Source organism: Streptomyces sp. NPDC002055 (assembly GCF_040296705.1).
Classification (GTDB): Bacteria; Actinomycetota; Actinomycetes; order Streptomycetales; family Streptomycetaceae; genus Streptomyces.
On the sequence record NZ_JBEOXS010000040.1, the window covers coordinates 1 to 15044 of the forward strand.

Genomic DNA, 15044 nt, shown 5'->3' on the forward strand with positions numbered 1-15044 from the left:
GGAGAGCGCAGCGGGCTGCGCCGACGACCGACAACGCGGCGAGCGTGCGTGCCGGACACCTCCGGCCAGGCGGGACTTTCGAAACACGCCCTAGCATGTGCGTATGAGCGCACGCGTGCAGGCCGCAGGTGCACACCCCTCGCAACAACTGGACAACGACGAGCGGCTGGAAGCCGCCGCTGCGGTTCTCGCCCTGCTCGCCGACCGCACCCGGCTCGCCCTGCTCCAGCAACTCGCCGAAGGCGAGGCGGACGTGGCCACCCTGACCGAAGGGTGCGGGGCAGCCCGCCCTTCGGTCAGCCAACACCTCGCCAAACTCCGCCTGGCCGGACTGGTCACCACCCGCAAGGACGGCCGCCGGGTCGTCTACCGACTGAAGCACGGCCACCTCAAGCGCCTGGTCACCGAGGCCCTCAGCGTCGCGGACCACGAACTCGGGCACCTGGCACCGCACGACTAGGGACGCGTCAGGCACCGACCCTCCCCCTTGACGGGCCCTCCGGCCCGAAGTCCGGGGATTCCGGCGGGGGTCGGTCGCCCCTTCCGGGGGCTTCCTGCTTCTCCGGCCGGCCCTCGCCCCCATCTGCCGGACTCGCCCCCATCTGCCGGGGCGGCACCCCGCGCCGCCCCACCCCCGTCGCATCATCGGCACCCCACCCACTCCGCCGAGGACGACCGCTCCCGCCTGCCCACAGCGAGATCCACGACCCACGAGCGCACCGGGCGACCGTCCGGAGAGGTCACCCCTGCCGGCAGCCGGACCATCGAGCGACGCTCAGCGTGGGCTTATTGCACATATTTCGCAACTACAATGGAATGGCAATGAGGAAGCATCGCGAGGGAGTGGCCATGTCCCGGGGGCGCATCGTGCTCGGTATCGAGTCGTCGTGTGACGAGACCGGGGCCGGGATCGTCTCCGACGGGCGGCTGCTGGCCCACGTGGTGGCGTCGAGCATGGACGAGCACGCCCGGTTCGGGGGTGTGGTGCCCGAGATCGCGGCCCGGGCGCACCTCCATGCCTTCAACCCGGTCGTCCGGGAGGCGCTCGATCAAGCGGGGCTGCGGCTGTCGGACCTCGACGCGGTCGCGGTCACCACCGGGCCCGGCCTGTCGGGCGCCCTCCAGGTCGGCCTGGCCGGCGCGAAGGGCCTGGCCTACGCCGCCGGGTTGCCGCTCTACGGAGTGCATCACCTGGCCGGGCACGTCGCGGCGGACACGCTGGAACACGGTCCGCTGCCGGATCCGTGCATGGTGCTGATCGTCTCCGGCGGTCACACCTCGTTGCTGCTGGTGCGGGACCTGGTGCGCGATCCGATCCTGCATCTGGGCGACACGGTCGACGACGCGGCCGGTGAATGCTTCGACAAGGCGGCGCGGGTGTTCGGCCTGCCCTACCCCGGCGGCCCGGCCGTCGACCGGGCGGCCCGGGAGGGGAACCCCTGCGCCGTGGCCTTCCCGCGCCCGCTGACCGGCCCGAAGGACGATCCGTACGCCTTCTCCTTCTCCGGCCTGAAGACGGCCGCGGCACGCTGGGCCGAACAGCACCACCGGCGGGGCGAGGAGGTGCCGTTGGCCGACGGAGCCGCCTCGCTCCAGGAGGCCGTCGCCGACGTCCTCACCCGCAAGGCGCTCGCCGCCTGTGCCGAGTACGGGGTGCGGACGCTGGTCGTGGTCGGCGGCGTGGCCGCCAACTCCCGGGTCCGAGCCCTCGCCGAGGAGCGGTGCGCCGCCGCCGGGGTGGAACTGCGGGTGCCGCCACTGACCCTGTGCACCGACAACGGTGCGATGATCGCCGCCGTCGGCGACCTGCTCGTCCGTTCCGGAGCCGCCCCCGCCCAACTGGACCTGTCCATCGACCCGTCCGCGCCGCTGGAGTACGCCGCTCTGCACCCCGTCGCCCGGCCGGCTCCGGCGAGAGTCGCATGACCTCCACGGACATCCGTGCCGTCCCCGGGTGAGGACGTATCGCCTGCACACCGAGGGCTTTCTGTTTCCGCATCACGTCGGCCCGCTTTCCGGGTGATGCGGAACCGGTCCCCGGCGGCGCGCAGCTGCTGACTCCCGGCACCTGGGCTTGCGGCACATGCGGGCCCCACCACGGGGCGCCTCGGATCGGCCACTCGGCCGAGAGGCCTGTTCGTGCGCTGGTCCGGCTGTTGTGGCGTGCCAGTGGCGGTGTCGACGGAACTGCGCTGCGAAGCCATTGCACTGCGTTAGCCATCCGTTAGCGGAACGCCAACCCGGTCTTCGAAGATGATCATTAACAGGGCGCGTGCGTGACGCCGCGTCCGGCTGAAGCAGACCGATCCCCGGGGGAACACCCATGCGCAAGAACCTCGTCCGCGCGACCACCATGGCCGCTGTGGCGGTGACCGCCGCCCTGTCGCTGAGCGCCTGCGGGGGTGAGACCGATTCCGCCGACGCTTCGTCCTCGCCCGGCGCGTCGCAGTCCGCGGACCAGGGGCAGGAAGCCGACGGCGGCTCGGGCGGCAGCGCCGAGGACTCCGGATCCACGAGCACCTCGGCAGGGGCGGGAAGCGGGAGTTCGACGGGCGGCAGCGCCTCCGGCAAGAGCGGCGGCTCGGCCGACGGCGGCAGCGGGGGCGGTGGCAAGGCCGGCTACGGGCAGGCCTGTGGGACCAACGACCTGACGTGGAGCGCCAGGTCCGAGAGCCAGGCCGGCGGCTACATCCTCATCTCGGTGAAGGCCAAGGCTGGTATCACCTGCATGCTTCCGGGAGTGCACCCGGTGGTGGCGTTCGGGTCCGACGGCACCGAGGCGGGGCCGGCCGAGCAGGCCGTCGGTGAGCAGGTGAAGCTGAGTGGCGCCACCACCGCCTATGCCGGGGTCAACCCCAAGACCACCAACACCGATGACGGCAAGGAGCTCAACGAGATCATCACCTCGGTGAGCAAGGACGACCGGACCGACCCGGTCAGCCTGACCACCGGCAGCATCACCGTCGACAGGCCGATCGTCACCAACTGGCACACCGTGCCCCAGGACGCCGTCCCCGGCACCGGCCTGGACAGCGACTGACGGCAGCCCGGGGCCCGGACGCATCCCTGACGCACGGGTTGCGCAGCCCCGGGGCTCGGCAGGGGGCGCCATGCCCCGGCCGATGGCTGGAACACGAGGGCCTTCCGGCCGGCGGGGACGACCTTTCCGCCGGGTCCCGGAAGGCCCTCGCGTCCCTCCGGCAATGCCCCGCCGACGTCGGCCGGCAGGGCGGGCCGGTTCATGGCTCAGCGCGGCCCGGTGTGGGTGCGGGCTTCGGCGGCGGACTTCAGGTTGCGCAGCCATGCTTCGAGGCCCTCGCGGAGGATCCCGGTCGCGGTGGGAACGTCCGCTTCGACCTGGGCGCCGCTGTGGGTCTCCTCGGTGCGCACGCGGACGCCGCCCTTGACCTTGGTGAAGCTCCACGCGTGGATGCCGTCGATACGCAGCCCTTCGCCGACCGCGGGGCCGGTCCAGCGGATGCACGCGTTGCGCTCGAGCTGCCGGACGGTCGAGGTGATCTCCAGGCTGGTGGCGGGAGTTGAGGGGTTGGGCGGTATCGGGGTCGTCCAGCGGAATGCCGAGCCCTCGCGGAAGGGGCCGTCGTCGAGGCGGTCGACGGTCTCGACGGGGGGCTGCCAGGACGGCCAGCGCTCCACGTCGGTCTGCAGCTTCCAGACGGTGCGCAGCGGGGCGTTGATCACGATCTCGGTCCGGTGGCGGACGGGGGCGTCGGGGTCGACGCCCTTCCCCCGGCAGGTCAGGGACGTGCCGGGAGGGGAGGCGTGGGAGCCGGCGGCCCCGGCGGGTGCTGCGGTGACGCCGAGGAGACCGAGGACGAGCGGGACGGTGAACAGGACAGCGCGACTGCGGGTGCGGCTGTCGCGGGTGCGGATGCTGCGGGTGCGGGTGCTGCGGGTGCCGGACATGGAGTTCCCCTCCGTCGGTCGGGAGCGAGCGCTGCCGGTCGGCCCTGTCGCGCGGCAGCACCGCACACCCCAACGAGAAATAGCTTCACGTGTTCGTTAGAAGTTATAACGCCACACGGATCGGCAGGTCAATGGGTGCGTGATACCTTCTCATCAATCCTTGAGGTTGTAGCCGGATGAATGGGGACGGTGGCAGACCATGGCGACGACGGGCGCGAACACCCCGCGGGAGCGCTATCGGGCCCAGGTGCGGGCGGAGATCACGGAACGCGCCTGGGAGCAGATCGCCACAGCGGGAGCGTCCGCGCTCTCCCTCAATGCGATCGCCAAGCAGATGGGCATGAGCGGACCGGCGCTCTACCGCTACTTCGCCGGCCGCGACGAGCTGATCACCGAACTCGTCCGGGAGGCGTACCGAAGCCTCGCCGAGACCTTCCGCACCGCGTCCGCCGCGGGCGCCGACCTGGCCGCACTCGCACACGCCCTGCGCGACTGGGCCCTGGCGGACCCTCAGCGGTACTTCCTCGTCTACGGCACCCCCGTCCCCGGCTACCACGCACCCGCGGACACCACGGCCATCTCCTCCGAGATCATGAAATTCCTGCTCGACGCATGCGCGGCGCTCGCCCCGGACAACGCCGCGCCCCCCCTCGACGCCCACCTGGAGGACCACCGGGACTGGGCAGCCGGCCACCCCGCCCCACCCGGAGCCCTCCGCCGGTCCCTGACGTTCTGGACCCGCCTGCACGGCGTCCTGTCCCTGGAACTCGCCGGCCACTTCACCGGCATGGACCTCGACCCGGCCCTGCTCTTCGCGGCCGAACTGGACGACCTGCTGACGCCCCGGACCTGAGTCGCACCCGACGCGGCGCCCCCGATCCGGCGCGGAGCCCCGACGGCCGGTTCGCGTGCACGACTTCGGGCGACCGGGGGCACGATCCGCCGCCGCCTGAGACACAACCACCTCCCCTGCCGTCGGGGTACCGCGACGCGTCGCCCAGCGCTACATTCCTTCGCGTTTGGTCAAAGCGTGCAGAAATCGTGGAGGAAATGTGTCGAAGAGCAGAAGAGATGTGCTCAGAGCAGCGACGGCCGCCGCCGGCTTAGCGGCGTTCGGTGCCGCGGGCACCGGCTCGGCATCGGCCGCGCCGACAGCACCGGGCAGGACGGGACGAGCACTCGCCCCGACGGGGTCGCGAAGAAGCAGCTTCCGGGACGCGTCGGGCAAGGTGACCGTCGCCGTCTTCTCCCGCCGCGGAAACCCGGCGCAGCAGCACTGGACCGACCAGACCCTGCTCGTCGGCGACGGTGACATGATCGCCATCGGCGGCGGCGCCACCGCGGTCGACCTCCCGAACGGGGCGCTGCTCACGGCCTCGTACCCCAATGACGACCTGACCGGCTGGACCGTCTCCTCGAAGGACCACAAGGTGGCCCAGCCGCACGAACTGGTCACCTATGTCATCGGGCTGAAGATCGCCGGAATGACCCGCGACCAGCTGCGGCGGGCGGTTCATGTGGCGCGCGCCGACAGCGGCGCGGCCCCGCACCCCGAGGCCGAGGCGGGCATCCCCTCCTCCTCCGACTACGTCCTGGTCGGCGGGGGATTCCAGGTGAACTGGCACGGGGCCGGCAACCTCGCCACGGCGTCGTTCCCGTCGACGGACTTCTCCTGGAAGGCCCGCTCGAAGGACCACATGATCTCCGACCCCGCCAACATCCGCTCCTACGCCATCTCCTTGCGGCGCGACCTCCCTGCGGGAAGAGTGTCGGGCGCCGTGGCCCGGGCGGAGTCCGCTCAGGCGGCACACCCGGCCGCCGTCGCCACACTGCCCCCCGGATACGCCCTCACCGGAGGCGGCGGAGAGGCACACTGGCGCACGGCCGGCAGCCTGCTCTGGAAACTGGAACCGTCGACCAGCAGCACACCGAGCTTCGGCGCGGCCGCCAAGGACCACCTGATCTCCGACCCCTCCACGATCACCGCGTACGCGCTGGGCATCCGGATCGACTGACCGGCCCCCTTCCGGTCACCGTGACCTCGAGCAACGGTGCCCCCGCCCTCCGGGTATCCCGTTGGACGGAGGCACCGTTCCATCAAGATCGCGGCGGATCGCCACGGCCACCTCACGCTCGACGGCAGGGAGCCTGCCGTCACGCCCTCGACGCGCCCCGCGGGGAGAACGCCGGGCCCACGAGCACAGGTCACCTGTGGAAATCCAGCGCCGCCGGTGAAGGTCACCCAACCGAATCGAGCATCGCCGATGTGTCACGGGGCCCTTTTTCAGCCTCGACGTACGGCTCACCATCGGCCGGCCTCGGCCGGTGCCGGTCGGCCGTCATGACCGGCGCGCGTGTTCCGGGGCCCTTGACTGCGGTGCGGCGGTGGGTGCCGCACCCGATTCACTGGCGGAACTCACCTGGCCGCCCCCGGACCCAACGGCGGTTTCGAAGAGATGCCCGAGACCGTCTTCCGGCCATGTCGGTCAGGTGTGGTTGTGCTCCATGTCACTCAACGGACAGAGTGAGCGGGAGCCTGCGCCGGGTATGGGTGGTTCCCGCCGCTGAGGACATCATCTGGTCCGATTCTCCCTTCTGTTATGGTTCGGGGGCTGGAAATCTGTGACAGTACGTGTGGGTGACATCCGGAAAATTCTTGAGTACGCGGCACCGCGAGGAGCGGTCGAGATCCCGGCATCCGTCCTGGGCGACCGCGCACCTGACGTGGGCCTGGTGTTCCGTGGCGGAACGATGCGGGTCGATGATGCCGAGTGCGATCCGAATGCGTTACGGATCACCGGACAGGCAGCCACCACCGCTTCTCCGGCCCCGGTGCCGGTACGCATCACGTTCACCGGTGACGACGAACTGGTAACCGGGACGACGGCCGCCTTCGATCTCGGCCATGGCCGCAGACTACTGCTCATCGATGGCACTCCTGCCGACGCCGAACTTCCCCCCGGTGCCTGGACTTTGGTGGACGGCCGGGCCCTGCGGCTGACCGGACGGGCCGCCGCGCCCATGACCGATCCCGGGCGTCCGGACGGCCTCGGCCGGCCGCTGCCGCCGCCCCGCCACCGGACCCCATCGGAGCGCGAACAGGACCGCGCGCCAAGGGCGTTGGTCACCGAGCGGGGCATCCTCACCCCGCGCCTCCCGGCGCGCCGCCGCAGGGGCGTGCGGATCCTCGACTCCCCTGCCGTGCGCGGCTGGTCGCCGATCGGCACCCCGACCGGCGAGAACGGCATCAGCGTCGACTATGTGAACCCGCCCCTGCGCATCGCGGGCGCCCTGACCGCGCTGCCGGCGCCCGAGGGGTACAAGGCCGTGGTCGGCGGCGTGCTGGTGGTGGACACCGGAGCCTTCAACGGCTCCGCGATGGGCGCGTATACGGTGCCCGACGGCGACGGCAATCGTCCGTCGCTCTTCGCGTACGGGTCGCTGGGCAGCGAGACCGGGTTCGGCCCGCCGATGTTCCAGGTGCGCGGCATCTCCGCCGGGTTCGGCTGGAACAGCCGGGTGCGGGTACCGGCGGCCGACGCCCTGGGCAGCTTCCCGTTCATGATCGCGCTCGACAACCCCGGTGAGATCGGCGCCGACGAGGACGAGGTCGACCCGCTTACGGTGCTGAGCCACCTGATCGGCGGGGGCAATCCGTGGGTGCGGCCGCAGGAGGGCGATCTGTGGCTGGCCGCCGGTCTGGCCTTCGACTGCTTCGAGACCCTGCGCGGCCACGCGATGGCCCTCGTCCAGATCGGCTCGGATCTGTCGATCAGTCTGCTCGGGGTCGGCGGCGCGCAGTTGCCGACCAAGAGCGACAAGAAGATCGCCCGGGTGGAGATCGGCATCGAGGCCACACTGCGGCCGACTGCCGGGGAACTGAGCATCGGGGCCGCTTTCACCGAGAAGACCTTCCTCATCGACCCGAACTGCAAGCTGCGTGGCGGCATCGGGCTGAAGTTCTGGTTCGGCGAGCACGCACACGCCGGGGATTTCGCACTGCTGCTCGGTGCCATCCCGCCCGGCCGTGAAGTGTCCCCCCACTACCCCAAACAGCAGCCCGCCGGCATCACCTGGGGCGTCGGCTCAACGGTCAACCTCACCGGCAGTGCCTACGCGGCGCTCACCCCGAAGTCCCTGATGGCCGGCGCGGGACTGGACCTGACCTTCCAGTCGGGGATGCTGCGGGCCTGGCTGCATGCGCGGATCGACGCCTTGCTGGAGTGGAATCCGTTCTACTTCGACGTGGGCGTCGGAGTCCGGGTCGGGGTCTCGGCCACCATCAAGGTGTGGTTCGTGAAGATCCGGATCTCGGTCGAGGTCGGGATCAGCATGCGCATCTGGGGCCCGGCCGTGGGCGGCGAGGGCACCATCCACCTGTGGTTCATCTCCTTCACCATCCCCTTCGGCGCCAAACGCCGTGACAAGGAGCCCGCGTTGGGCTGGGGCGGCTTCCAGAGCATGCTGCCGCCGCCCGAGAACATGGTCCGCACCACCCCGGTCACCGGCTACACCGGTGAGGGCGCCCCGCCCGCCCGCGGCGCGGACAGGCCATGGCTGGTGGACAACGGGGGGTTCACCTTCACCGCCGACACCCAGGCGCCCGTCAGCAAGCTCTACCTGGACCGCACGAGCACGACGCCCGTCGCCACCAGTGATCCGGTGGACATCCTGCCCATGAAGGTCACGGACCGGTCCAGCGAACTGCGCGTCTGGCTCACTTACAACGGCGGCGAGGAAAGCCTGAGTGACTGGGCCCGCACGGCCCTCCGCGGAAACGTGGTCAACGGCCTGTGGGGCGAGCGGCCGGACGCGCCCGGTGAGGGCCTGCTCCCCGACCGCATCCTGGGGGTCCGGCTGGTGTCCCCGCCCGTGGACCACGGCGCCTCCACCGGCTTCCTCGACGAGCTCGGACTGGGCTTCGACCCCATCGCTCCCGACGGCAACCAGCCGCTGCAGGAGGAGGACGCCACGGGCCCGGTTCCGCAGCGGCCCGGCGAGGTCATCAGGACGATCCAGGACGGCATCGACACCGCGGGCACCCGGGCGAACCGTGCCGCCCTGGCCGACGCGCTGACGGGTTTCGGCGCCGGCCTCGGGTCACTCGACGCCGATCTGAGCGCGTACGCCCGTGCCGCGGGCACCGCCTTCACCGCCGAACCGATGCTGGTGCCCGCCGGCTGACGGACGGCTCCACGGCGCCCGGCCGGCTCGCGCAACTCCCGCGGGCCGGTCCGGCCGCCCACGTCCGGCCGCACCGCCTCTCGCCGCACCGCGCCCGTCTTCTGCCGCGCTGCCATGCCTCCCGCCGCCGCGCCCTGTCGAAAGGCACGCCCGTGACCACCTCACCCGAATCCGGCCCCCGGCCCCGTACGAGTACACCGCTTGCCCAGCACCGCACCCGGTTCTTCGACCACCGGATCCCCTCGCTGCACGCCGGCCGCTACCGCATCGACAACCGGCAGGTCCTCAAGGACGTCGACGGCGCCGACCGCGTCATCGACGCCACACCGCAGCCGTTCGACGTCGTCCAGCCGCGCTTCGGCATCGACCCGATCGGCATCAACGCCCGCTTCCCCGTACCGGACGCCGTCGGCACGTACAGCCGGACGCTTCCGCACATCAACCTCGACGCCCCCGCGCTGCCCTGGAGCCGCCCGTTGGGTTCCGGCCACGGTGCCGCGGTTCCCTGGATGGCTCTGCTCCTCTTCAGGGAGGACGAGCTCCCCGAGGATCCCGACGCCGTCGGAACGGTCACCGCCGGCACCGTGCGCGAACTCCTCGCCGGTGGTCTGGGTCCCGGCAAGGCGCCCGTCCTGCCCCAGGACAGCCTGCGCCCGGAGGAGTACGACGAGGTGTGCGCCACGGTCCTGGTCCCGGCTGCCCTCTTCGACGCGGTGAAACCGCTGCCCGGCGAGATGGGGTATCTCGCCCATGTCCGTGAGGGCGGCCGGCCCGATGCCACCCGGGCCGGTGACGATCCGGAACCCGATGAGAAGGAACTCAACGGCGTTGTCGTCGCCAACCGCTTCCCGGCCGCGAGCGGCGGCCGGCACGTGGTGCACCTGGTCTCCCTGGAAGGGTTCGACCGGTACCTCACCGCATCCGCCCCCGCCGAGGGCGTCCGTCTGGTCTCCCTCAGCTGCTGGGCCTTCACCAGCGAGCCCGACTCGGGCATCGGCTTCGGCGACGTCTGCCAGAACCTCGCCACCGTCGACGGCACCACCCCGCGCCCGGAAGAAGAACTGCGGCTGCGGCTGCCGGTCTCCGCACCGGCCCGGCCGACGGCCCCGCAGCGCGAGGCCCTCGACCGGATGGCGGGCGGTGCCGTCGCCCTGCCCCAGCGTCTGGAGACCGGCGAGCGCACCGTCGCCTTCCACCGCGGGCCCCTCACCGCCCGGCCCGCGCAGGAGCTGCCCGACCCGGCGGCCACCCGGCTCGACTCGCCCGGCGAGGCCCTGGTCTATCTGGAGACGTACGGCGTCTTCGACACCTCCTACGCCGCGGCCTTCACCGCCGGGCGCACGCTCGCCCTGGCCGACGCCGCCTTCCGTACGGCGCTGATGGAGTTCCGCGCCAGCGCCCGCGGCGCCGTGCGCCGTCTGGCCTCCCACCCCCAGCTCGTCGGACGGGCGGTCTCGGCCCGGCAGCTCACCGCGCCGCTGGCCTTCGAATCCTTCGACCGGATGCTCACCGACGAGGGCGGCACCCGCTTCACCCGGGCCGTGGGCCGGGCCGGTGCGCAGCTGCGCACCGGGCGGCGGCGCGACGCGGCCACCGGAGTCCGCCGCACCCCCGCCGATCCCCGGGCCCTGCTGTCCCGGCCCGGTGTGGCCGACGTCCTCACCCAGGCCGCCGCGGACGAGTACCGGACCGTGACGGGGTGGCTCGACGGTCTGCGCCGGCTGGAGATGCTCGGCCTGGAGCACCTGGTCCCGGACAGCCGGATGCTCCCGCCGGAGACCATCCGCTTCGCCTACATCGACCAGGAGTGGGTCCGGGCGGCCGTCGACGGGGCCTTGAGCATCGGTGTGGGCCACGCCCTGGACGCCGACCTCAACAACCTCGCCACCCGTGGCGGTCCGGTGCCGGCCTGCGCGGTGCTGCTCCACTCCGCTCTGGTCACCGACTGGCCCAACACCGTCATCACCGGCTACGCCGGCGGCACTCCCGTCGAGCCCCTGCGCAGCGCTCTTTACGGCACCGCCCTCCAACTGCTGCTCTACCCCCGGGTGATCGACCGCTTCGAGCTGGCCGAACCGCCGCGCGGTATCTGCTTCGGCATCGGCGACCTCGGCACGATCGAGCTGCGCGAGATCAGCGGGGACCACATCGGCCACCCCAAGGACGAGGAGTTCCCGCAGCCGGCCGGCTTCGGCCGCTTCCTGCGCCCCGGGGGCCGCGATGTCCTCAACGTCCACGGCAGCGGCGACGCCCTCGTCCCCGCCCTGGCCGCGGCGCACGGTGTCGAGCGGATCTCCTCGGCCCAGTTCGCCCTGCAGATGATCAACGCTCCGCAGGTCAAGACCTTCTCCCGGCCCTGATCCCGCCGCCCGTACGCACGACGAACGAAAGGACCGAGGGCCCATGTCCGTGGACAACACCCTGGTCGTACCAGTCGAGGTGGCCGCACTCGCGGTCAACCGCCAGACCCGCGACACCGGCGGCGAACACGTCATCCACCGCTGGATCACCGACTTCGGCGACGTCGGCAGAGGCGTCGCGCCCGAGCCACAGCCCTTCTCGAGCCCCGAGGAGTGGACCGGCCGCGAGGACCGTCTCGGCGTCTACCTCCAGTGGGAACTGCCCGGCGCACTCACCCGCGGCCGCCACGACGAGGAGGAGGGCATCGGGGACTTCCCCCTCGTACCCAACCGATGGCTGGTCGTCCGCCACACCGACCGCGACCGCTCACTGAAGGCCTGGATCGTCGAGAGCGACTACCTCGACCCGATGAAGGGCACCGTCTCCTTCCAGGACCCGGACAGCGACGAGCCGTCCGCCACCCTGATCGGCACGTGCCACGAACTCACCGGCCGCTGGCGGGAACCGGCCGATGTGCATACGCCGTTCCTCACCGCGATCGGCCCCGGCCTGCCCACCTTCTCCGTCTTCCAGCCCTACAACGAGAATGTCTTCTCCCTGCACGACACCCTGGAGGGGGTGCCGGAGCAGGAGCGGCTGAGCTACTTCGTCGCCGGGTGGTACGCCGACCCGGCCACCGACATCCTCGTCGGCCCCGACAGCCTCGCCGCACTCCTGGAACGCCTGGGGTGGACCCAGCCGCCCGGTTCCGGCAGCGGCATCCGGACGTCCGTCCACACCGGCACCGTCCTCGGCCTCGACTGGAACCTGACCGGGCCGGTACCAGAATCCGACTGCCCGCACCGGCGCGACGTCACCCCCATCATCTCCAACAGCATCGCCGAGGCCGTCGGCGAACTCGGCGCCCAGGCCGACGGCGAGGGAGTGTTCTCCGCCGAGGAGGCCGAGCTCTTCCGGGCCTTTCTCCTCGGCGGCATCGAAGCCCTCGAAGAGCGCGACCGGCCCGAGGCCGACATCCTCACCGACCGCCGCGCCCACGACACCGGCTTCGGCCCGGTCCCCGGGGGCTACCGCTGGTTCATCGGCGAGCGCGGGGACGACATCGCCGAAGCGCCCCTCCCGCCCGCCACCCGCGCGGCCGAGGCCGAGACCGTCGCCGAACTGAACCGCAAGCAGACCGAGCACGACGCCACCGAGGCCGAACTCGACGCCGCCCGCGAACGCCTCTACCACCTGTGGTGGCTCAGCCGCCTGGACCGCCAGTCCGAGGAATTCCGGGAGCGCGTAGACGCCGAACTCACCCCGGACGACCCCGACCTTGCGGCCGGCCGGGTCGTCGAACTCGCCCGCCGGCTGTCGGATCACCGCCGCACCCTGCCGTGGGGCAGGACCGAGGCGGAGCTGGCCGCGAACATCGAGGCCCTCCACCCCGCGTACGGTGCACGCGCCGCCCGCCGGCTGATCCGCGTGCCCGCCCAGGACTACGAGTACTCCGCCGATCCTGTCCTCACCCTCGACGGCGCCAACCTCCACGCCCCTCTCACCCGCGGCACTCCGCTGCCCTGCCGTGTCCCCGAGCGCCTCGTCACCCGAGCGTCGGGCATCACCACCGGCGATGTCGCGGCCGTCGCCGGACAGGTCGACCTCACCGGCCTGCCGGACTGCTTCCCCGCCCTGCTCTCCGAGTTCCTCATCCTCGACCGGGCGCTGAAGGCCGGTGGCATCCGGGACGTCACCGGCACCCTGCCCGAATACGGCACGGCCGCGTGGCGCATGCCGTGGCAGCCGCTGTATCTGCTGTGGAAGGCCGAGTACTTCCCGCTGCCGTTCCGCGAGGGAGAGACCGACCACTGGGACTTCATCGAACGCTCCCGCTACCAGTGGAAGGGCACCGGCGAGCCCGGCACCCCCCTGGTCGTCTCCGGCCGCCAGACGCTCGCCCCCACCGCCGGACACGTCATGGACGGCGCCCTCGCCGGCTATGCCCGTATCCGCGACGCCCTGCCCACCGACACGCTGCGCCGCCTGCGCTCCGAGGCGAGCCGGGCGAACCTGCTCTCGCAGACGCTCGACGGCTTCGGTGCCGCCATCGCTCAGCGCCTGCCCCTCTCCGGCCTCCAGCCCGCCGATGATACCGCCGCCCTCGTCGGCAACGGCGACTACTCTCCGCCGGACCCCGGGACCCTGCCCGCCAGTGACTGGGACCCCTGGCCCGCGTCGGCATTCCAGGAACTGCGTGCGGGACAGCTCGCGTTCCTCGACGTGGCGGTGGTCGACCGGTTCGGACGGGCCGTCAACCTCGTCGGCGACTCCCATCACTTCCGGCCGGAGATGTCCCGCACCCTGCGGCCGGCCCACCCGGTCAGCGGCTACGACAGCGACCGCCTCGTCGAACTCGGCCCACGGTTGCTCCAGCCTGCCCGGCTGCGCTTCGACTTCCTCTCCGCCACCGCCGACGAGCCCGTCGACCTGGTCCCCGGCACCAATCCGGTCTGCGCCTGGCTGCTGCACAACCGCCTCGACGCGTCCCTGGTCGTGTACGCGGCCGAGGGCGCGGCACTCGGTGAACTCCGGGTCACCCTGAACGCGGACGGAGTCCGGGAAGTCTCCTGGTCGGCCCTGCCCGGCTCGGACGTGGCCGAATTCGACCAGCTGCGGGACCTCTCCCGGCACGCCCACGACCTCCTGAACGCCGTCCGGAGCCGCGGCCCGCGGACCTTCGACGCGTTCCGCGCCACGGTCGACCGCGCGCTGGAGACCATCGACCCGGACGGGCCCGCCGACCCGGGCCTGGGCTTCTTCCTGGGCCGGCCGCTCGCCCTGGTCCGCACCCGGCTGACCATGGACCTGCGCGGCCCACTGCGCACCGACGTCAGCTGGCAGAACCTGTTCCGCGAGACGGAGGCGGAACTGCCGCGCTACCCCTTCGCGATCCGCCTCGGCGAGGCCGCGCAGACCGACGACGGCCTGGTGGGCTACGTCCTCGACGACGACTACGACCACTTCGAGACGGTCATCGAGCCCACGACCGGCGGCAGCGGCTACCTGCGGCCGATCGGCGACCGCCCGAGCCTGCACCTGAACTTCGGCGACCACAGCACCGCCCTCGCCACCGTCCTCCTGGACCCGCGCGCGGCCGTGCACGCCACCACCGACATCCTCGCCACCAAGCGTGTCTTCATCCCGCAGGAATTCACCGATCAGGCCATCACCCGCATGACGGTCAACTTCCGTACCGGCCCGCTCCTGGCGGCCACCACCGGGCTCAAGGGCCCCCAGGACGAGGTCGAGGAAACCGTCCTCATGCCCACCCCGGCCGGTGTCGTCGGCAACTGGACCTGGACGGAGAAGCGGGGCAGCGCCTGGCGGCAGCTGCCGATCCTCAGCCAGGACCAGTACGACATGCCCCTGGCCGAACCCGAACTCCGCTCGGGCTTCCTCAGCCTCGACGACGCCGCCGCGCACAGCCGCACCACCGACCACTGACCACTGACCACTGACCCGGCACCGCCCCTACCGCCGCGGGTGTTCCCCGTCAGGGACACCCGCGGCGGATCCCACTCGAAGGAGCA

9 protein-coding genes are annotated in these 15044 nt (G+C 71.8%); 8 read left to right on the forward strand and 1 reads right to left on the reverse strand.

The annotated features are described in order from the left end of the window. The first annotated feature begins 103 nt into the window (after nucleotides 1-103). From ABT112_RS23495 to ABT112_RS23505, 3 genes are all read left to right on the forward strand, one after another. On the forward strand, nucleotides 104-460 hold the full coding sequence (locus ABT112_RS23495) for an ArsR/SmtB family transcription factor (RefSeq protein WP_351512589.1): 357 nt from the start codon (nucleotides 104-106) through the stop codon (nucleotides 458-460). 389 nt (nucleotides 461-849) lie between these two features. Then, entirely contained in the window at nucleotides 850-1926 is a 1077-nt protein-coding gene (gene tsaD, locus ABT112_RS23500) for a tRNA (adenosine(37)-N6)-threonylcarbamoyltransferase complex transferase subunit TsaD (protein ID WP_351512662.1), read from the forward strand. Nucleotides 1927-2323: 397 nt separating this feature from the next. Then, nucleotides 2324-3040 carry a DUF4232 domain-containing protein gene (locus ABT112_RS23505; RefSeq protein ID WP_351512591.1) on the forward strand — a complete coding sequence of 239 codons (717 nt, stop codon included), beginning with the start codon at nucleotides 2324-2326 and terminating at the stop codon, nucleotides 3038-3040. Between the two features lie 206 nt (nucleotides 3041-3246). Here ABT112_RS23505 and ABT112_RS23510 read toward each other — a convergent pair whose 3' ends face one another. Beyond that, nucleotides 3247-3927 carry an SRPBCC family protein gene (locus ABT112_RS23510; RefSeq protein WP_351512593.1) on the reverse strand — a complete coding sequence of 227 codons (681 nt, stop codon included), beginning with the start codon at nucleotides 3925-3927 and terminating at the stop codon, nucleotides 3247-3249. Nucleotides 3928-4126: 199 nt separating this feature from the next. Here ABT112_RS23510 and ABT112_RS23515 point away from each other — a divergent pair, with 199 nt between their 5' ends. The 5 genes from ABT112_RS23515 (at nucleotide 4127) to ABT112_RS23535 (ending at nucleotide 14958) form a co-directional block, all read left to right on the forward strand. Further along, nucleotides 4127-4780, forward strand: coding sequence for a TetR/AcrR family transcriptional regulator (locus tag ABT112_RS23515; protein WP_351512594.1), 654 nt, complete (start codon nucleotides 4127-4129; stop codon nucleotides 4778-4780). A 199-nt stretch (nucleotides 4781-4979) separates the two neighbouring features. After that, nucleotides 4980-5942 (forward strand): hypothetical protein, encoded by a 963-nt coding sequence (locus ABT112_RS23520; RefSeq protein WP_351512596.1) that lies wholly within the window; start codon nucleotides 4980-4982, stop codon nucleotides 5940-5942. 619 nt (nucleotides 5943-6561) lie between these two features. Further along, nucleotides 6562-9111 carry a DUF6603 domain-containing protein gene (locus ABT112_RS23525; RefSeq protein WP_351512598.1) on the forward strand — a complete coding sequence of 850 codons (2550 nt, stop codon included), beginning with the start codon at nucleotides 6562-6564 and terminating at the stop codon, nucleotides 9109-9111. A 152-nt stretch (nucleotides 9112-9263) separates the two neighbouring features. Continuing rightward, nucleotides 9264-11471, forward strand: coding sequence for a hypothetical protein (locus ABT112_RS23530; protein WP_351512599.1), 2208 nt, complete (start codon nucleotides 9264-9266; stop codon nucleotides 11469-11471). A gap of 43 nt (nucleotides 11472-11514) precedes the next feature. Continuing rightward, nucleotides 11515-14958, forward strand: coding sequence for a hypothetical protein (locus ABT112_RS23535; RefSeq protein WP_351512601.1), 3444 nt, complete (start codon nucleotides 11515-11517; stop codon nucleotides 14956-14958). Nucleotides 14959-15044 lie beyond the last annotated feature (86 nt).

What these genes read in the sequence shown, in the direction of transcription:
- tsaD (WP_351512662.1), top strand. Translation starts at nt 850, where the DNA reads ATGTCCCGGGGGCGCATCGTGCTCGGTATCGAGTCGTCGTGTGACGAG.
- ABT112_RS23515 (WP_351512594.1), top strand. Translation starts at nt 4,127, where the DNA reads ATGGCGACGACGGGCGCGAACACCCCGCGGGAGCGCTATCGGGCCCAG.
- ABT112_RS23505 (WP_351512591.1), top strand. Translation starts at nt 2,324, where the DNA reads ATGCGCAAGAACCTCGTCCGCGCGACCACCATGGCCGCTGTGGCGGTG.
- ABT112_RS23535 (WP_351512601.1), top strand. Translation starts at nt 11,515, where the DNA reads ATGTCCGTGGACAACACCCTGGTCGTACCAGTCGAGGTGGCCGCACTC.
- ABT112_RS23510 (WP_351512593.1), bottom strand. Translation starts at nt 3,927, where the DNA reads ATGTCCGGCACCCGCAGCACCCGCACCCGCAGCATCCGCACCCGCGAC.
- ABT112_RS23495 (WP_351512589.1), top strand. Translation starts at nt 104, where the DNA reads ATGAGCGCACGCGTGCAGGCCGCAGGTGCACACCCCTCGCAACAACTG.